Genomic DNA, 17,131 nt, shown 5'->3' with positions numbered 1-17,131 from the left:
GGAAAACCCTGAATTATCCCGGGAGCCGCTCCGAAGTGGCCCGCAGAAGGGCATTCCGGCGGAACTCTGTTGCATAAAACAACAGCGCGACCACCGCGAAGCCGCCGCCCAGCAGGCTCAGCCCGTTCCAGCCGTGGAAGGCATAGATGGCCGCCGCCAGTCCGGATGCCACCGCAGCGCACAGGAAGATGAAGGTGAGAAACAGCCCGTTGAGTCGTCCGCGCAATTCGGGCGCGAGCACGTAGAGGCTGCGCAGGCTGAGCACGTTGCACAGTTGCACCGCGCCGTCGAGCAGGATGCCGGCTGCGACCAGCGCCGTCAGCGACCTGAAATGCACCCCGACGGCACCCAGTGCGAAGGACAGCAGCGCGGCAGCCATGGCCCAGCCAGTCGCAGGTCGCGTCAGTCCTCGATCTGCCAGCCGACCGGCCCACGGCGCGGCAAGCGCGCCGGCCGCGCCCGCGAGCGCGAAGAGCGCGATGCCGGCTTGCCCCATGTTGAACTCGTGCGCGAGCGCCAGTGGCACCGCAGTCCAGAACGCCTGGAAGCCCGCGAACATCATTCCCTGGTAGAAGGCCCGGCGTCGCAGCAAGGGTGTGTTCCAGACGATGCCCGGAAGCGATGCCATCGTGCGCGCATAGCCGAACGAGGCATGTGGCCGCCGTACCGGCAGTGCGCGCCAGAGCACGACGGCGAGCACCGCCATCAGCGCTGCGGAGATCGCGAACACTGCGCGCCATCCAAGCGCCGAAGCCACCACGCTGGAGAACGGTCGCGCGAGCATGATCCCCGCGAGCAGCCCCGCCATGATGTTGCCGACCACCTTGCCGCGCGTTGCTTCGGGCACCAGATGCGAAGCCAGCGGGACCAGAACCTGCGCTGCCACCGCGCAAGTCCCGACCAGGAAGGATGCGGCGAGGAAGGTCGCCGCGGAATTCGACAGCGCGATCCCCACCAGCCCCAGCACCGCACCAACCATCGCGAAGATGATCAGCCGGCGGTTTTCGACCACGTCGGCGAGCGGCACGAGCAGCAGCAGGCCGGTTCCGTAGCCGAGCTGCGTGAGCGTCATGATCAACCCCGCGAGGCCTGCGTGGAGCTGCAGCGTTGCTGCAATCGGCCCGATCAGCGGCTGCGCGAAGTAGATGTTGGCGACGCAGAGGCCGCATGCCACGGCGAAGAGAAGAGTGAGGCCGGTGGAAAGTCCGGCAGGGGCGGGTGCGTGGGTGTGCGGCAAGACGGACTTTCGGCGCTTGTTTTAGGGGTTAACCCGAGGGGTCCGGCACCTTAGCACTTCTGCCGCCTGCCTGCAGGGCCCAGCCCATCGGGGGTTTTGTCAAGCCGTCGGGAGTTCGCGCCCTGGAGCGTTGATTGACATACTTTCAGCACCTCCATCCTGAAGGACTCCCAATGGCCAAGTACAAGTTCGTGAACAAGCTCGGTTTTGGCGACATCTTCGTGCAGGCGCTGCTCTGGGCCATCCTGATCGTGATCACCTTCGGGCTCGCCACACCGTTCTTCGCTTACTACTTCTTGAAGCTGATCATCAACAACACCGAACTTCACGAGATCTGAACGGCCGGGGCGCAGAATCCAATGACCATGAAGAAACTGATCACAGCGGCCCTGCTGGCCCTCGCGGGCCTCACGGGTTCCGGAACAGCGGCGGCGTGGCAGAACAGCCCGCAGTTCGATCGCGATCTCCATTTCTGCAGCAGGAGCCACAACTTCGAGCGCTGCATGTGGGACCGGGGCTGGCAGCGCGGCCAGGGAAGGCGATGGGTGCGCCACGGGCCGGGTCAGAACTGGCATCAGCCACCACCGCACTGGCACCAGCCACCGCCCCCGAACTGGCACCAGCCACCCCCTCCGCGGCGCAATCAGCCAAGGCTGAGCGACATGCAGCGGCGAGCCCTCGATAACTGCAACTTCCTGCCGCCCAACGAGCAGCCAAGGTGCCGCGCCACCGTCTGGTCGACAGTGCGTTGAGGCCCGACGTCGGCGTGGGTCGGATGGCTCGCGTCGCGAAGACGGCCTCTTGTCCGACAAGATCGGCGAAACCCCGAACCTAGTCTGGCCCGTCCGAAAAGGGGCGGCGTGCGTTGGCGGGTCGGTGGGCGTATGGAAATACTTGTTGTTGTAGGGACCTTGAGCGGTCAGGGTGGAATCGAGACTTGCGTGCAATCGCTGGCGCAGGAAGCGAAAGCAAACGGTGATCACGTCAGGGTGCTGGCGCTATGCCCCAGCGCAGTCGACCCCAGTTGGCACGAAGGGCTGGACTACACCGAGGTCTCGAACGGGTCTACATCGTTGAAGCGGCAGGCCTTGCAGGGTCTGCCCTCGATCATTCGCGAGTGCCGGCAGCAGCGGCCCGACGCGGTCGTCGTCATCTACAGCTCGTCCGTTCCGCTTGCGAGGCTCGCGCTCTTTCTGGCGGGGCTGAAGCGGCCGGTCATGGCGTGGCTGCATTTCTCCGACGCGCTAGATCAGCGGATCAGGCTGCTGCGCTACGCGCACGGCCACATCTGCATCAGCCGTCCCATCGCGGAATCGATCCGAAAGCTGGAGGGCGTCCGGCCCGAGAACGTCCACCTGGTGCACAACGGCACGCGCATGAATGGGATCGCGCCTGTCCCGCGTGGTGGACAAGGTCCATTGCGGATCGTCCACATCGGCCGTCTCACCGTCGGAGGCCAGAAGCGGACCGACGATCTCCTGCGGGCCCTCGCCACGATCGATGGCGATTGGCGGCTGCAGATCGTCGGAAGCGTCTGTCTCTCCGAGGACGCGGGCAAGCTCGAAACCCTTGCCGATGATCTGGGCATCGCCGATCGCGTCGACTGGCTCGGCTGGCAGCCGGATCCCTGGGCTGCCCTCAACAGCGCGGATCTGCTCGTTCTCTGCTCGGCTTTCGAGGGGTTCCCGATGGTGCTGATCGAGGCGATGGCGCGGGGCATTCCGTGCCTGAGCAGCGACTGCGTATCCGGCCCGTCGGACATCGTCCGGCCCGGGCGCAACGGGTGGCTCTATCCCGTGGATGACAACGACGCCCTGGCAAGCCGGCTGCAAGCGCTGGCGGTCAATCGATCGTTGTTGCCGTCTCCGGAAGCCGTGCGCGCTTCGGTGCAGCCGTTCAGCAGCCGCACGGTGTTCCTGAAGATCCGGAAGGCGATCGAACAGACCGTTGGAAGCGTTCGAGCCTCGGGTTCCGTTCCTGTTCACGAGTGACGATCGCCTCGGGCGAAACCGGTAGAAGCCGCCGCGCCGTCCATACGCGCCACCTGGCGCTTGGTAGCTGGGAAAATGAGGCCAGATGTGCAATCCGTGTCCGTCCAATCGCGGCCACGTTTTGCAGCTTTCTTTGATGACCTCGTGCGCGCTTCGTGTGCACTTCTCTCCTTTGCACACTGCCCGAATCAGGATTTCTGATGATCGAAAAAGATCAACAAGATCAAACACTTAGTGCCATGCGCGTGAGCGTGGCACCGATGATGGATTGGACGGACCGCCACTGCCGCTACTTCCATCGCCTGCTCACGCGCCGCGCGCTGCTCTACACCGAGATGGTGACCACGGGCGCGCTGATCCATGGCGACGTTCCGCGCCATCTGCGTTTCAACACCGAAGAACACCCGGTTGCCTTGCAGCTCGGCGGCAGCGAGCCCGCCGATCTCGCGCAGTGCGCGAAGGTGGGCGAGGAGTGGGGCTACGACGAGATCAACATCAACTGCGGCTGCCCGAGCGAACGGGTGCAGCGCGGCGCATTCGGTGCGTGTCTGATGAACGAGCCCGATCTCGTCGCCGATTGCGTGAAGGCGATGGTCGACGTCGTGGACGTGCCGGTCACGGTCAAGCACCGCATCGGCATCGACAAGGTCGAGAGCTACGAATTCGTGCGCGACTTCATCGGCAAGGTGAGCGAGGCGGGATGCGACACCTTCATCGTGCATGCGCGCAATGCGTGGCTCAAGGGACTGTCGCCGAAGCAGAACCGCGAAGTGCCGCCGCTTCGCTACGAGATCGTGCACCGGCTGAAGCATGAGTTTCCGACGCTGCGGATCTCGATCAATGGCGGGCTGAACGACAACGCCGAGATGCATGCGCACCTGCGGCTTCTCGACGGCGTGATGATCGGGCGCGAGGCCTATCACAACCCCTGGTGGCTCGCGGAGTGGGATGCGGCTTTCTTCGGCGAAGAGCCTTCGACGCTCTCCCGCGAGGAAGTCGAAGAGCAGATGTCCGACTACATGGCGCGCGAGGCCGCCGAGCATGGCACCCCTTGGTCGAACATCGCACGCCACATGCTCGGTCTGCGCAACGGTCTCCCCGGCGCGCGGCGCTGGCGGCAGGTGTGGAGCGACCACCGGCTGAAGTCGCGCACACCCCACGAAGTCATGGCGATCGCTCGCGAGCCGTCCGCGCAGGCTGCCTGAGTCGCACCGCCCTGGTCAGGCGGCCATGAGGTGCGCCTCGGGCACGTCCTCGATCGTGGTGCGGCGAAGTTCGCGTCGCTCGCTGATGTCGTAGCGCCGTCCGCGGTGCAAGGTGCTGCGGTTGTCCCACATCACGAGGTCGTGCACCTGCCATTCGTGGCAATAGACACGTTCGCGTTGCGTGGCGTGTTCAAGCAGGTCCTGCAGGTACATGCGGCCTTCCGCGATGGGCCATCCGATGACTTCCCGCGCGTGCACGCCGACGAAGAGCAGCTTGCGCCCTGAGCCGGGGTGCGTCTGCACCAGCGGCCAGACCGCAGGCGGGATGGCCTTCTTCTGGTCGTCCGTGTAGGCATCGTCGCCAAGCAGGATGCGGGTGTGCAGCGCGAAGTGCTCGGCGCTCAGTCCTTCGACTTCGGCGCGGGTCCGCTCGGGCAGCGTGTCGTAGGCCGCGCGCAGATCGGCGAATTCCGTGGTCCCGCCCCAGCTTGGAAGCACCAGCGCATGCAGCATCGAATAGGCAGCGCGCGGGTTCTGGAACGAGCTGTCGCTGTGCCAGAGCTGGTTCGCGAAGTTCGAGAGGTTCTTCGGCGAATCGCGTCGCGCGACCTTGCCCTCTGCGTCGACATTGGAGATGTCGATCAGGCGCTCGTCTTCGAGCCGCTCCTTTCGGTTGAACACTTTCTTGAGGCCGAGGTCCAGCGGGCCGAAGGACTTGGCGAAGTCGAGCTGCTGCTGGCCGGTGAGGGCCTGGCCGCGCCAGACGAGCACGGCGTACTCGTTCATGGCTGCGTTGATCTGACGCACTTCGCTGTCGGAGAGGGGGCGCGTGATGTCGATGCCGCTGGCTTCCGCGACGAAGACTGAATGGAGGGGCTTGAGTTTGAGGGACATGGGTTTGTCGGGATAGGTTGAAGTGCGCTCAGTCGGCCTGGATGCCGGCTTCGTTGATGACGCGCGCCCAACGGGTCATTTCGGATTTCACGAAGGCGTCGAACTGCTCGGGCGTCGAGGCGACGACTTCCATGCCTTGTTCCTCGATGCGCTTTCGCATTTCGGGATCGCGCAGCACCTTCGCCGTGTCAGCCTGGATCTTCTGCACGATCGCGCGCGGCGTACCGTGAGGCGCGACGAAGCCGAGCAGCGCATTGACGTTGAAGCCGGGGATCGTCTCCGCGACCGTCGGGTAGTTGAAGCCCTCGACGCGCTTCGGCCCCATCGTGGCGATCATCTTCATGCGACCTGCCTTCACGAAAGGAAGCACCGAAAGAAACGGATCGACCACGATGTCGATGCGCCCGCCCATGAGTTCGGTGTGCGCGGGAGCGCTTCCCTTGAAGGGCGAGTGCAGCATGTCGAAGCCCGCTTCACGCTTGAGCAGTTCGGCACCCAGATGAGTCGTGCTGCCGGCACCCGGCGTGCCATAGGTCAGCTTGCCGGGATTCTTCTTGGCGTAGGCGATGAGCTCCGGCAGCGTGTTGAAGGGCGCATCGGGGCGGGCGACGATGGCGAGCTGCAGGTTCGCGATCTGCGTGATGCCCTGCAGGTCCTTGACCGTGTCGTAGGGCAATGTCTTGCGCAGCGACGGATTCACTGCAAACGAGGAGTTCACCATCCCGATGGTCAGGCCGTCGGGCGGCGCCTTGGCGACGAAGTCGACGCCGATCGCGGTGCCGGCGCCGGGTTTGTAGTCGACGAGAACGGGCTGGCCCCACATCTCCTGCAGTTTCTGGGCAATGAGCCGACCCACTGTATCGGTCGGTCCGCCAGGTGCGAAGGGGATGATGATCTTGACCGGCCCCTTCGGAAAATCCTGGGCCGCAGCGTCGAATCCAATGCCGAGGCCCGCGGCCATGAGGCTACCTGTCAGGAGAAAACTGCGCCGGGATGCGTGGAATGATTGTCTCGTCATAATATTTTATGGAACAGTGTTTTGAAATAATAGCGAGCGCTTGACGCGCGTCAACGACTTTTTGAGAAAATATGAAACATCGTTTTGAAAAAATGGCCGAATCGACAACCGAGCCGCTCGGTGGGTCCGGAAAGGACGAGGTGACTGCACTGGCGCGCGGCTTGGCCGTGCTGAAGGTGGTCGGTGACGCCGCGGGTCCGCTCAGCAATCGCGATCTGGCGGATGCAACCGGGATTCCGAAGGCCACTGTTTCCCGTCTGGCCGCCACACTGGTCGCCAACGGCTACCTGAGGCAATCGGCTGATACGGAGCGATTCACCCTCGGCCCCGCGTTGCTGGACATGAGTACGCGCTATCTGCGGCACTTCGATCTGCGCTCATTGGCGCGGCCGCATCTCAACGAGCTCGCCGAGTTCGCGGGCGCCAGTGTTCATGTCGGGGTGCGGGATGAACTGGACATGCTCATCATCGATTCGATCCGACCTCGCACGGCACTGATCACCTCGCGCATCGAAGTCGGATCGCGTATGACGATCGCGACGTCGGCCGCCGGGCGCGCGTATCTCGCAGCGCTGCCGCCGGCGGAGCGCGACGAGTTGCTTGGGCAGATCAAGCTGGCGAGCGGGGAGAACTGGGCTGAACTGGAGCCGCGCATCCTGGCCGGCATCGAAGAGCATGCGCGGCTGGGCTACTGCGCGTCGTACGGCGAATGGCATCCGCACATCCATGCGCTGGGTTTCGCGCTGCGTGGCCCGCGCGGCGAACGGTATGCGGTGAGTTGCGGCGGCCCGGCTTACTTGCTTCCGAGGGAGACGATGGTGGGACGCATCGCACCGCGCCTTCTCGAAACCGTGCAGCAGATCAACGCCGAGATGGGCATCGCTGCGCCCGAAGCCAGTTGATCGCCGTCAGGCCGCGGCTTCGAGCCCGTTGAGGAAGTGCTGCTGCATCCGGGCCATCGCGCCGGCTGAATCGCGTTCCTTGATGGCGGCCATGACCGCGCGATGCTCCTTCAGCGACTCGTCGATGCGCCCCGACTTGAGCAGCGAGTTGTGGCGATTGAGCTTCATCACCTTGCGCAGGTCGGCCACGACCTGATCGCGCCAGCGGTTGTTGGCGATCGCGAGCAGGCGCATGTGAAAACGCTCGTTGATCGCAAAGAAGTTTTCCCGATCCACCTTGCCCGGCCTTGCTGCGGCTTCGAGCTCGGCATGAAGTGCTTCGAGCTCGGCGAGCTCGGCGTCGGTTGCGCGCGCTGCGACAACGCCGGCGGCATCGCTCTCCAGCAGGCTCAGCAGGTGATAGACGTCGGCCAGATCCTTTTCGGAGACCTCGGTCACATAGGCGCCACGACGCACCTTCATCGTCACGAGGCCCTCGGCGGCGAGCACCTTGAGCGCCTCGCGCAGGGGCGTGCGGCTGATGCCGTATTCCTCGGCCAGCTTGAGCTCGTCGATCCAGCTTCCCGGTTCGAGCTCGCGCTTGAAGATGCGCTGGCGAAGCAGTTCGGCGACTTCTTCGTAGAGCGCACGGGGGGTAAGGGTGGCGGCTGACATGGTTAGAACTGTACCCCAAAAAATTGGTTTGAATTAATAATTACGGATGGAGTAGACTCCCGAACATTCCGAGCAGCGCCTCAGCGCGCGCATCCCCGAGACCCGACCGACCACAGAAAACGGCGCCATGAGCAAACCCGAACCGCAATTTTCTTCAGCCACCCTTGAAGCCTGGGCCAAGGCCGCCGCCAAGTCCGCGCCAGGTGGCGACGTAAGTGCATTGAACTGGATCACGCCGGACGGCATCACCGTCAAGCCGCTCTACACGGCCGCCGATCTGCAGGGGCTGAAGTACACCGACACGCTGCCCGGATTCGAGCCTTATCTGCGCGGCCCGCAGGCGACGATGTATGCGGTGCGCCCCTGGACCATCCGCCAGTACGCGGGCTTCTCCACCGCCGAGGAATCGAACGCGTTCTACCGCAAGGCGCTCGCAGCCGGCGGCCAGGGCGTGAGCGTGGCGTTCGATCTCGCCACCCATCGCGGCTACGACAGCGACCATCCGCGCGTGACCGGCGACGTGGGCAAGGCCGGCGTGGCGATCGATTCGGTCGAAGACATGAAGATCCTCTTCGACCAGATCCCGCTCGACAAGGTCAGCGTGTCGATGACGATGAATGGCGCGGTGCTGCCGGTGCTCGCAGGCTACGTGGTCGCGGCGGAAGAGCAGGGCGTGCCACAAGACAAGCTCAGCGGAACCATCCAGAACGACATCCTCAAGGAGTTCATGGTCCGCAACACCTACATCTTTCCGCCCGAGCCGTCGATGCGGATCATCGGCGACATCATCGAGTACACGTCGAAGAACATGCCGAAGTTCAACTCGATCTCGATCAGCGGCTATCACATGCAGGAAGCCGGTGCCAACCAGGCACTCGAACTGGCCTTCACGCTCGCGGACGGCAAGGAATACGTGAAGACCGCGCTGTCCAAAGGCCTGGACGTGGACGACTTCGCTGGCCGGCTCAGCTTCTTCTGGGCCATCGGCATGAACTTCTATCTCGAAGTCGCCAAGATGCGCGCGGGCCGTCTTCTGTGGTGCCGGATCATGAAGGAGTTCGAGCCCAAGAACCCCAAGAGCCTGATGTTGCGCACGCATTGTCAGACCTCTGGCTGGTCGCTCACCGAGCAGGACCCGTACAACAACGTGGTCCGCACCACGATCGAGGCGATGGCTGCGGTCTTCGGCGGCACGCAGAGCCTGCACACCAACGCGCTCGACGAGGCGATCGCGCTGCCCACCGAATTCAGCGCCCGCATCGCGCGCAACACGCAGCTCATCATCCAGGAAGAGACGCACATCACGAACGTGATCGACCCCTGGGCCGGCAGCTACATGATGGAGAAGCTCACGCAGGACATGGCCGATGCCGCTTGGAAGATCATCGAAGAGGTCGAGGCGATGGGCGGCATGACCCGCGCGGTCGACAGCGGGTGGGCCAAGCTCAAGATCGAAGCCGCCGCCGCGGACAAGCAGGCGCGCATCGATTCCGGCAAGGACGTGATCGTGGGCGTCAACAAGTACAAGCTCAAGGACGAGGACACGCACGACATCCTCGAGATCGACAACGTCAAGGTGCGCGAAAGCCAGGTCGCTCGGCTCAATGCCATCCGCGCAAAGCGCGATGGTGCAACCGTGCAAGCGGCGCTCGAAGCGCTTACTGCCGCTGCGGACAGCGGCCAGGGCAACCTGCTTGACCTGAGCATCAAGGCGGTGCGTCTGCGCGCCACCGTCGGCGAGATCAGCGATGCGCTCGAGAAGGTCTATGGCCGTCATCGTGCCGATACCCAGAAGGTCACCGGCGTCTATGCCGCCGCTTACGACTCGGCGGAAGGTTGGGAAGCGCTCCAGAAGGAGATCACCGCTTTCGCCGAAGAGCAGGGCCGCCGTCCGCGCGTGATGATTTCCAAGCTCGGCCAGGACGGCCATGACCGCGGTGCGAAGGTCGTTGCCACTGCCTTCGCCGATCTCGGCTTCGACGTCGACATGGGCCCACTCTTCCAGACGCCCGAGGAATGCGCGCGCCAGGCCATCGAGAACGACGTGCATGCCGTGGGCGTCAGCACGCTGGCGGCAGGCCACAAGACGCTGGTGCCGGCCATCATCGAAGAGCTGAGGAAGCAGGGCGCCGACGACATCATCGTGTTCGTGGGCGGCGTTATTCCGCGCCAGGACTACGAGTTCCTGTACGACGCGGGCGTGAAGGGCATCTACGGTCCTGGTACGCCGATCCCGGCCAGCGCCAAGGACGTGCTGGAGCAGATCCGCGCGGCGGTCGCTGCCTGAGCATGCCGGTTCGATCACCCGTCACTGTCGAATCCGTGGTGACGTCGGAAGGTCCTGCGCAGCGCCGTGCGATCGCGAAGACGATCACGCTGCTCGAATCGACTCGCACCGACCATCGTGCGCAGGCCGACGAGCTTCTGACCGCCTTGTTGCCGCACACCGGCAAGTCGTTCAGGCTCGGCATCTCCGGCGTGCCGGGTGTCGGCAAGTCGACCTTCATCGAAGCACTCGGGCTGTACCTGATCGGTCGAGGACACCGCGTGGCCGTGCTGACCATCGATCCCTCGTCGACGGTGTCGGGCGGCTCCATCCTCGGCGACAAGACGCGCATGGAGAAGCTCTCGGTTGACGAGCGTGCCTACATCCGGCCCAGCCCTTCGTCGGGCACGCTCGGCGGCGTCGCCGAGAAGACGCGCGAGGCGATGCTGGTGTGCGAAGCCGCGGGCTACGACATCGTGATCGTCGAGACGGTCGGCGTCGGCCAGAGCGAAACCGCGGTTTCGGGCATGACGGACATGTTCGTGCTGCTGCAACTGCCGAACGCCGGTGACGACCTGCAGGCCATCAAGAAGGGCGTGATGGAGCTTGCCGACCTGGTCGTCATCAACAAGGCGGATCTGGACAAGGACGCCGCCACGCGCGCGCAGGCGCAGATCACTTCGGCGCTGCGGCTTTTCGGGCATCACGGCAACCCGGCGCATGCACATGTTGTTCATGCCGCGCACGGGGTGGCAACGCCTGAGGCGCAGTGGCAGCCGAAAGTGATCCAGCTCAGCGCGCTGAACGGCACCGGCGTCGACGCCTTCTGGGAAGCCGTCCTCGAATTCAAGTCATTGCAAACGACCAACGGCCGTCTCGCCACGCGCCGCGAAAAGCAGGCGCTCGCATGGATGTGGGAGCGTATCGACGCCGGCCTCAAGCAGGCGTTCCGTCAGCATCCGGCCGTGCGAGAACTGCTGCCGCAAGCCATCGCCCAGGTCGCGGCGGGCACGCTTCCCGCTTCGACGGCGGCGCGCAATCTTCTGGCGTCACAGGCCGGACAGGCGTAGCCTGCCGCCCATGCCGAAAGCCAAGAACCCGACACCCAACAAGATCAACTCCGACAACCAGCAAGCCATGAAAGAAATCCTCGAAGAACTCGAAAAGCGCCGCGATCAGGCGCGCCTCGGCGGTGGACAGAAACGCATCGACTCACAACATGCCAAGGGCAAGCTGACGGCGCGCGAGCGCATCGAACTGCTCCTCGACGACAACACCTTCGAAGAGTGGGACATGTTCGTCGAGCACCGCTCCAGCGACTTCGGCATGGCCGACAACAAGATCCCGGGTGACGGTGTGGTCACCGGCTACGGGATGATCAACGGCCGACTGGTGTTCGTCTTCAGCCAGGACTTCACCGTCTTCGGCGGTGCGCTGAGCGAGGCGCATGCCGAGAAGATCTGCAAGGTGATGGACCAGGCGATGAAGGTCGGTGCACCGGTGATCGGCCTCAACGATTCGGGCGGCGCGCGCATCCAGGAAGGCGTGGCCTCGCTCGGTGGCTATGCCGAGGTGTTCCAGCGCAACGTGATGGCCTCTGGCGTGGTGCCGCAGATCAGCATGATCATGGGCCCGTGCGCGGGCGGTGCGGTGTATTCGCCCGCCATGACCGACTTCATCTTCATGGTGAAGGACAGCTCGTACATGTTCGTGACCGGTCCCGAAGTCGTGAAGACGGTGACGCACGAGGACGTGACGGCCGAGGAACTCGGCGGCGCGTCGACCCACACCACCAAGAGCGGCGTCGCCGACATGGCGTTCGAGAACGACGTCGAGGCGCTGATGATGCTGCGCCGCCTCTACAACTACCTGCCGCTCAACAACCGCGAGAAGCCCCCGGTGCGCCCGAGCGGCGATCCGGCCGACCGCGCCGACCTGTCGCTCGACACGCTGGTGCCGGACAACCCGAACAAGCCGTACGACATGAAGGAGCTGATCCTCAAGGTGGTCGATGACGGCGACTTCTTCGAGTTGCAGCCCGACTACGCGAAGAACATCGTGATCGGCTTCGCGCGCATGGAAGGCCAGAGCGTGGGCATCGTCGCCAACCAGCCGCTGGTGCTGGCCGGTTGCCTGGACATCAAGTCGTCGATCAAGGCAGCACGCTTCGTGCGCTTCTGCGATGCGTTCAACATCCCGGTCGTCACCTTCGTCGACGTGCCCGGCTTCATGCCCGGCACCAGCCAGGAGTACGGCGGCATCATCAAGCACGGTGCGAAGCTGCTCTATGCGTATGCCGAGTGCACGGTGCCGAAGATCACGGTCATCACGCGCAAGGCCTATGGCGGTGCGTACGACGTGATGGCTTCGAAGCATCTGCGCGGTGACGTCAACCTCGCCTGGCCGCGCGCCGAGATCGCGGTGATGGGCGCGAAGGGCGCGGTGGAGATCATCTTCCGCGAAGACAAGAACGACCCCGAGAAGCTCGCTGCGCGCGAAGCCGAATACAAGGCGCGCTTCGCGAACCCGTTCGTGGCTGGCGCGCGTGGCTACATCGACGACGTGGTCCTGCCGAGCGAAACCCGCAAACGCATCTGCCGCAGCCTCGTCATGCTGCGCGAGAAGAAGCTTGAGAACCCGTGGCGCAAGCACGGCAACATCCCCCTCTGAGCGCGCGAGAGAGAAGAAACATGTTCAAGAAAATTTTGATCGCCAATCGCGGAGAGATTGCTTGCCGCGTCATCAAGACGGCAAAGAAGATGGGCATCCTCACGGTGGCCGTCTATTCCGATGCCGACAAGGAAGCGCGCCACGTCGAGCTCGCCGATGAAGCCGTGCACATCGGCGCATCGCCCAGCCGCGAGAGCTATCTGCAGGCCGACCGCATCATCGCGGCCTGCAAGAAGACCGGCGCCGAGGCGGTGCATCCCGGCTACGGCTTCCTGTCCGAGAACGAAGCCTTCGCGCGCAAGGTGGAAGAAGAGGGCATCGTCTTCATCGGCCCCAAGCACTATTCGATCGCAGCCATGGGCGACAAGATTGCCTCGAAGAAGCTCGCGGGCGAAGCCAAGGTCAACACGATTCCCGGCTGGAACGACGCAATCGATTCGGCCGAGCGCGCCGTCGAGATCGCCAAGGACATCGGCTACCCCGTGATGATCAAGGCGTCGGCTGGTGGCGGTGGCAAGGGCCTGCGTGTCGCGTTCAACGACAAGGATGCGTTCGAGGGCTTCACCTCGTGCCGCAATGAAGCGCGCAACAGCTTCGGCGACGACCGCGTCTTCATCGAGAAGTTCGTCGAAGAGCCGCGCCATATCGAGATCCAGGTGCTTGGCGATTCGCAGGGCAATGTGATCTACCTGAACGAGCGCGAATGCTCGATCCAGCGCCGGCACCAGAAGGTAATCGAAGAAGCGCCTTCGCCGTTCATCAGTGATGCGACGCGCAAGGCGATGGGTGAGCAGGCGGTGGCGCTCGCCAAGGCGGTGAAGTACCAGAGCGCAGGCACGGTGGAGTTCGTGGTCGGCAAGGACCAGAGCTTCTACTTCCTCGAAATGAACACCCGGCTGCAGGTGGAGCATCCGGTGACCGAGGCCATCACCGGTCTGGATCTGGTGGAACTGATGATCCGCGTTGCGGCCGGCGAGAAGCTGCCGCTGTCGCAGCAGGACGTGAAGCGCAACGGCTGGGCGATCGAATGCCGGATCAACGCTGAAGATCCGTTCCGGAACTTCCTGCCTTCGACGGGGCGCCTGGTGCGCTTCCAGCCGCCGAAGGAGACGATGTTCTCGGCTGACACCGAGCATCTCTACGGCGTGCGGGTCGACACCGGCGTGTACGACGGCGGTGAGATCCCGATGTTCTACGACTCGATGATCGCCAAGCTGATCGTGCACGGGCGTGACCGCGCCCATGCGATCTCGATGATGCGCGAGGCGCTCAACGGGTTCGTGATCCGCGGCATCAATAGCAACATCCCGTTCCAGGCGGCGCTGCTGGCGCATCCGAAATTCGTGAGCGGGGACTTCAACACCGGCTTCATCGCAGAGCACTACGGCAAGGGCTTCCATGCGGAAGACGTGCCGCATGACGATCCGGATTTCCTGGTCGCGCTTGCCGCGTACATGAATCGCCGTTACCGGGCTCGCGCTTCCGGCATCAGCGGTCAACTCGAAGGCCACGGCGTGAAGGTCGGCGAGCAGTTCGTGGTGGTCGTGCTGGACGAGAGCGGGAAGCATATTCACAAGCCGGTGTCGGTCACCGACTTCCACGGTCAGACGGGCTCGAGCGCTATCACCGTGGGTTCGAACAGCTACAAGATCGACAGCAAGGCGCCGCTCGGCAGCATCCGCGTCGAGGGCTCGGTCAACGGGCGCGTCTTCACGGCGCAGGTCGAGCGCGGCGCGGGCAAGAATCCGCTGGCGCTTCGCATCTCCCACAACGGGACGCAGATCGAGGCGATGGTGCTGTCGCCGCTTGGCGCGCGCCTGCTCGAGTTGATGCCCTACAAGGCGCCGCCGGATCTCAGCAAGTTCCTGATGTCGCCGATGCCGGGGTTGCTCGTCGAGGTGGCCGTGCAGCCGGGTCAGCGGGTGCAGGCGGGCGAGAAGCTTGCGGTGATCGAGGCCATGAAGATGGAAAACGTGCTGTTCGCGGCGCACGACGGTGTGGTCGGCAATATCGCGGCCGCCAAGGGCGAATCGCTCTCGGTCGATCAGGTGATTCTGGAGTTCGCGTGATGGAACGGCCGTTCAAGGTGCTGGGCGTCCAGCAGATCGCGATCGGCGGGCCCGACAAGCTGCGTTTGCGCAAGCTCTGGGTCGAGATGCTGGGGCTCGAAGTCACCGGCACGTTCAAGAGCGAACGCGAGAACGTCGATGAAGACATCTGCGCGATGGGCAGCGGGCCTTTCAAGGTCGAGGTCGATCTGATGCAACCGCTCGACCCGGAGAAGAAGCCCGCCGTCCACACGACGCCGCTGAATCACGTGGGCTTGTGGATCGACGATCTGCCTCGTGCGGTCGAATGGCTCACGGCACAGGGCGTGCGCTTTGCGCCGGGCGGCATTCGCAAGGGCGCGGCCGGCTTCGACATCTGCTTCCTCCATCCGAAGGGCAATGAGGAGTTTCCGATTGCCGGCGAGGGCGTGCTGGTTGAACTGGTTCAGGCGCCGCCTGAGGTCGTCAAGGCCTTCTCGGCGCTGGCCGCAGCCTGATGAGGAGTGCGGTCAAGCGCCAGGGCGGCGCCAGACCGCCAGCGTGGCGGCCAGCAGCCACATCCCCGCCGCGCAACCGCGGTTGAGCGCGCGCAGGCTGCGCTGCGACAGCCATCTCACCGCCTGCGTGCCGGCCATCGCGTAGCCGAGCATCACGCAGGTGTCGATGGATACGAAGACGGCGCCGAGAATCAGGTACTGCATGCCCTGAGGCCGGGTCGTGTCCACGAATTGGGGCAGGAAGGCCGCGAAGAAGAGCAGGGATTTCGGGTTGGACAACGCGACGGCCAGGCTGCGCGCCAGCGCGAGCCGTCCGCGCAGCGGTTTGGCAGCAGCAGCCGTCAGTTCGGAGGCGACATCCGTCGGTTGAGCCCTCCAGAGCTTGACGCCGAGCCATACGAGGTAGACGACGCCGAAGATACGGATCGCATTGAAGAGGTACTCGGACGCGGCCAGGATCGAGCCCAGTCCGAGGGCGACTGTGCTGATCACGATCGTGCTGCCCAGCGATGCGCCCGCAATTCCCCAGGACGCCGCGCGCATCCCTCCTGCAATGCCGTTGGACATCGCAAGCAACATCGTCGGGCCGGGCGTGATCGCCAACGCAAGCGAGGCAATGACGAAGAGGAGGAGGGTGTCGATGCTCATAGTTTTCCGGACTCCGGGCTGGATTTGCCGGCGCGTGCGCGCGCCAGCGCGGCCTCGATGATCGCGCGTTTCCGGTCTGCCGGGGCGGCGGGCGGCGCCGCTTCCTCTGCGGGGGCGCGTTTGCCGAGGCGTTGCTGGCGGGCCTCGTAGCGCTGCCGAGCATGGTCTGCGAGCGTCTGGGACCATGCCTGCCAGCCGCTCTTGCCGGGTGTGACGGTTTCGAGCGAGATGCAGTCGACGGGACACACGGGGATGCAGAGCTCGCAACCGGTGCAGTGCGGTTCAATCACCGTGTGCATGCGTTTGTTGATTCCGACGATTGCATCCGTCGGACAGGCGTCGAGGCAAAGCGTGCATCCGATGCACCAGGCTTCATCGATGACCGCAAGCATGCGCGGTCCTTCGACGCCGAACTGTGGATCAACCGGGCCGGCAGGCTTGCCGGTCAATCGAGAGAGACGAATGACGCCTTCAGCCCCACCAGGGGGGCATTGATTGATGCCGGCCTCACCGGCTTCGATTGCCTTGGCATATCCCGCACAGTCCGGATAGCCGCAACGGGTGCATTGCGTTTGCGGCAGCACCTCGAGAAGGTGCGTGGCCAGCGGGTTCACGACATCACGACGACTTGCGCGCGGATGTGCGGGGGCGGGACGCGGTCTTGCGTGCGGCGGCCGACGTCGCACGCTTCTTCGTCCTCGAAGGCGCAGGCGTCGCGTCTTCCTGCGCCAGCACCGACTGCGGCGCGCGGGTTTGCGGCTGGTCGTGCTCGAGGATGAATGCCGTCACCTGCGGATACACCTTCTCGCGCCACCGGCGGCCGCTGAAGATGCCGTAGTGCCCAGCGCCCTTGACCTCGAGATGACGCTGTTCCTCCGAGACGATGCCGGTGCACAGGTCGTGCGCGGCGCGCGTCTGGCCGGCCCCCGAGATGTCGTCAAGCTCGCCTTCGATGGTGAGCAGCCCGGTCGAGCGGATGTCCTGCGGACGCACCAGCTCCTGAGCACCCTCGGGACTCTTCACCTCCCAGGTGCCGTTGACCAGGTCGAACTCCTGGAACACCGTGCGGATGGTCTCCAGGTAGTAGTCCGCATCCATGTC

The 17,131-nt window shown here is 64.4% G+C and carries 16 protein-coding genes and 1 pseudogene; 10 read left to right on the top strand and 7 right to left on the bottom strand.

Annotation, left to right across the window (positions count from 1 at the left end):
- Positions 1-13: 13 nt before the first annotated feature.
- A complete protein-coding gene (locus FHW64_RS32695) occupies positions 14-1,237 on the bottom strand; it encodes an MFS transporter (protein ID WP_184533392.1) in 1,224 nt (407 codons plus the stop codon).
- Positions 1,238-1,410: 173 nt separating this feature from the next.
- Between FHW64_RS32695 and FHW64_RS32690 the strand changes: the two genes are divergently transcribed.
- The 4 genes from FHW64_RS32690 to dusA all read left to right on the top strand — a co-directional run bounded on the left by FHW64_RS32690 (position 1,411) and on the right by dusA (position 4,433).
- Positions 1,411-1,575 (top strand): hypothetical protein, encoded by a 165-nt coding sequence (locus FHW64_RS32690; RefSeq protein ID WP_184533390.1) that lies wholly within the window; start codon positions 1,411-1,413, stop codon positions 1,573-1,575.
- A 27-nt stretch (positions 1,576-1,602) separates the two neighbouring features.
- Positions 1,603-1,989 (top strand): hypothetical protein, encoded by a 387-nt coding sequence (locus tag FHW64_RS32685; protein ID WP_184533388.1) that lies wholly within the window; start codon positions 1,603-1,605, stop codon positions 1,987-1,989.
- Positions 1,990-2,121: 132 nt separating this feature from the next.
- Positions 2,122-3,228, top strand: a complete 1,107-nt coding sequence (locus FHW64_RS32680) for a glycosyltransferase (protein ID WP_260306545.1) — start codon at positions 2,122-2,124, stop codon at positions 3,226-3,228.
- 200 nt (positions 3,229-3,428) lie between these two features.
- Complete coding sequence (gene dusA, locus FHW64_RS32675) at positions 3,429-4,433, top strand: tRNA dihydrouridine(20/20a) synthase DusA (RefSeq protein ID WP_184533384.1); 1,005 nt, start codon at positions 3,429-3,431, stop codon at positions 4,431-4,433.
- Positions 4,434-4,448: 15 nt separating this feature from the next.
- On the opposite strand, the gene FHW64_RS32670 is transcribed toward dusA, so the two are convergent.
- Together FHW64_RS32670 and FHW64_RS32665 are read right to left on the bottom strand one after the other, a co-directional pair.
- Positions 4,449-5,327 carry a TauD/TfdA family dioxygenase gene (locus tag FHW64_RS32670; RefSeq protein WP_184533382.1) on the bottom strand — a complete coding sequence of 293 codons (879 nt, stop codon included), beginning with the start codon at positions 5,325-5,327 and terminating at the stop codon, positions 4,449-4,451.
- Between the two features lie 28 nt (positions 5,328-5,355).
- Positions 5,356-6,288 (bottom strand): tripartite tricarboxylate transporter substrate binding protein, encoded by a 933-nt coding sequence (locus FHW64_RS32665; RefSeq protein ID WP_184533380.1) that lies wholly within the window; start codon positions 6,286-6,288, stop codon positions 5,356-5,358.
- Positions 6,289-6,416: 128 nt separating this feature from the next.
- On the opposite strand from FHW64_RS32665, the gene FHW64_RS32660 reads away from it, so the two are divergent.
- The gene (locus FHW64_RS32660) at positions 6,417-7,247 is read left to right on the top strand and encodes an IclR family transcriptional regulator (RefSeq protein ID WP_260306544.1); all 831 of its coding nucleotides are present in this window, start codon (positions 6,417-6,419) and stop codon (positions 7,245-7,247) included.
- A 6-nt stretch (positions 7,248-7,253) separates the two neighbouring features.
- Here the strand turns inward: FHW64_RS32660 and FHW64_RS32655 are convergent, their stop codons facing one another.
- Complete coding sequence (locus FHW64_RS32655; RefSeq protein ID WP_184533378.1) at positions 7,254-7,901, bottom strand: GntR family transcriptional regulator; 648 nt, start codon at positions 7,899-7,901, stop codon at positions 7,254-7,256.
- 127 nt (positions 7,902-8,028) lie between these two features.
- On the opposite strand from FHW64_RS32655, the gene scpA reads away from it, so the two are divergent.
- The 5 genes from scpA to FHW64_RS32630 all read left to right on the top strand — a co-directional run bounded on the left by scpA (position 8,029) and on the right by FHW64_RS32630 (position 15,382).
- Positions 8,029-10,188 carry a methylmalonyl-CoA mutase gene (scpA, locus tag FHW64_RS32650; RefSeq protein WP_184533376.1) on the top strand — a complete coding sequence of 720 codons (2,160 nt, stop codon included), beginning with the start codon at positions 8,029-8,031 and terminating at the stop codon, positions 10,186-10,188.
- Positions 10,189-10,190: 2 nt separating this feature from the next.
- A complete protein-coding gene (gene meaB, locus FHW64_RS32645) occupies positions 10,191-11,237 on the top strand; it encodes a methylmalonyl Co-A mutase-associated GTPase MeaB (protein WP_184533374.1) in 1,047 nt (348 codons plus the stop codon).
- A 67-nt stretch (positions 11,238-11,304) separates the two neighbouring features.
- Positions 11,305-12,837, top strand: a complete 1,533-nt coding sequence (locus FHW64_RS32640; protein ID WP_184533508.1) for an acyl-CoA carboxylase subunit beta — start codon at positions 11,305-11,307, stop codon at positions 12,835-12,837.
- A 20-nt stretch (positions 12,838-12,857) separates the two neighbouring features.
- Positions 12,858-14,906: an acetyl/propionyl/methylcrotonyl-CoA carboxylase subunit alpha gene (locus FHW64_RS32635; RefSeq protein WP_184533372.1), complete on the top strand. Its 2,049-nt coding sequence runs from the start codon at positions 12,858-12,860 to the stop codon at positions 14,904-14,906.
- Positions 14,906-15,382, top strand: a complete 477-nt coding sequence (locus FHW64_RS32630) for a VOC family protein (RefSeq protein ID WP_184533370.1) — start codon at positions 14,906-14,908, stop codon at positions 15,380-15,382. The genes FHW64_RS32635 and FHW64_RS32630 overlap by 1 nt, the downstream gene beginning before the upstream one ends.
- 12 nt (positions 15,383-15,394) lie before the next feature.
- On the opposite strand, the gene FHW64_RS32625 is transcribed toward FHW64_RS32630, so the two are convergent.
- From FHW64_RS32625 to FHW64_RS32615, 3 genes and pseudogenes are all read right to left on the bottom strand, one after another.
- A complete protein-coding gene (locus FHW64_RS32625) occupies positions 15,395-16,030 on the bottom strand; it encodes a LysE family translocator (RefSeq protein WP_184533368.1) in 636 nt (211 codons plus the stop codon).
- Positions 16,027-16,644, bottom strand: a complete 618-nt coding sequence (locus FHW64_RS32620; protein ID WP_184533367.1) for an electron transport complex subunit RsxB — start codon at positions 16,642-16,644, stop codon at positions 16,027-16,029. The genes FHW64_RS32625 and FHW64_RS32620 overlap by 4 nt, the downstream gene beginning before the upstream one ends.
- 4 nt (positions 16,645-16,648) lie before the next feature.
- A pseudogene (locus FHW64_RS32615) lies at positions 16,649-17,131 on the bottom strand (polyhydroxyalkanoate depolymerase); the annotation flags it as partial.

It is taken from the genome of Variovorax sp. Sphag1AA (genome assembly GCF_014192575.1).
GTDB lineage: Bacteria > Pseudomonadota > Gammaproteobacteria > Burkholderiales > Burkholderiaceae_C > Variovorax.
The sequence above is the reverse complement of the archived record's forward strand: the minus strand, read 5'-3'. Positions and strand labels throughout refer to the sequence as shown.

Excerpts from the sequence above, each read along its gene's own strand:
- FHW64_RS32665 (WP_184533380.1), bottom strand. The coding sequence starts at position 6,288 with ATGGCCGCGGGCCTCGGCATTGGATTCGACGCTGCGGCCCAGGATTTT.
- FHW64_RS32640 (WP_184533508.1), top strand. The coding sequence starts at position 11,305 with ATGAAAGAAATCCTCGAAGAACTCGAAAAGCGCCGCGATCAGGCGCGC.
- FHW64_RS32655 (WP_184533378.1), bottom strand. The coding sequence starts at position 7,901 with ATGTCAGCCGCCACCCTTACCCCCCGTGCGCTCTACGAAGAAGTCGCC.
- meaB (WP_184533374.1), top strand. The coding sequence starts at position 10,191 with ATGCCGGTTCGATCACCCGTCACTGTCGAATCCGTGGTGACGTCGGAA.
- scpA (WP_184533376.1), top strand. The coding sequence starts at position 8,029 with ATGAGCAAACCCGAACCGCAATTTTCTTCAGCCACCCTTGAAGCCTGG.
- FHW64_RS32680 (WP_260306545.1), top strand. The coding sequence starts at position 2,122 with ATGGAAATACTTGTTGTTGTAGGGACCTTGAGCGGTCAGGGTGGAATC.
- FHW64_RS32685 (WP_184533388.1), top strand. The coding sequence starts at position 1,603 with ATGAAGAAACTGATCACAGCGGCCCTGCTGGCCCTCGCGGGCCTCACG.
- FHW64_RS32690 (WP_184533390.1), top strand. The coding sequence starts at position 1,411 with ATGGCCAAGTACAAGTTCGTGAACAAGCTCGGTTTTGGCGACATCTTC.
- dusA (WP_184533384.1), top strand. The coding sequence starts at position 3,429 with ATGATCGAAAAAGATCAACAAGATCAAACACTTAGTGCCATGCGCGTG.
- FHW64_RS32660 (WP_260306544.1), top strand. The coding sequence starts at position 6,417 with ATGAAACATCGTTTTGAAAAAATGGCCGAATCGACAACCGAGCCGCTC.
- FHW64_RS32625 (WP_184533368.1), bottom strand. The coding sequence starts at position 16,030 with ATGAGCATCGACACCCTCCTCCTCTTCGTCATTGCCTCGCTTGCGTTG.
- FHW64_RS32635 (WP_184533372.1), top strand. The coding sequence starts at position 12,858 with ATGTTCAAGAAAATTTTGATCGCCAATCGCGGAGAGATTGCTTGCCGC.
- FHW64_RS32630 (WP_184533370.1), top strand. The coding sequence starts at position 14,906 with ATGGAACGGCCGTTCAAGGTGCTGGGCGTCCAGCAGATCGCGATCGGC.
- FHW64_RS32670 (WP_184533382.1), bottom strand. The coding sequence starts at position 5,327 with ATGTCCCTCAAACTCAAGCCCCTCCATTCAGTCTTCGTCGCGGAAGCC.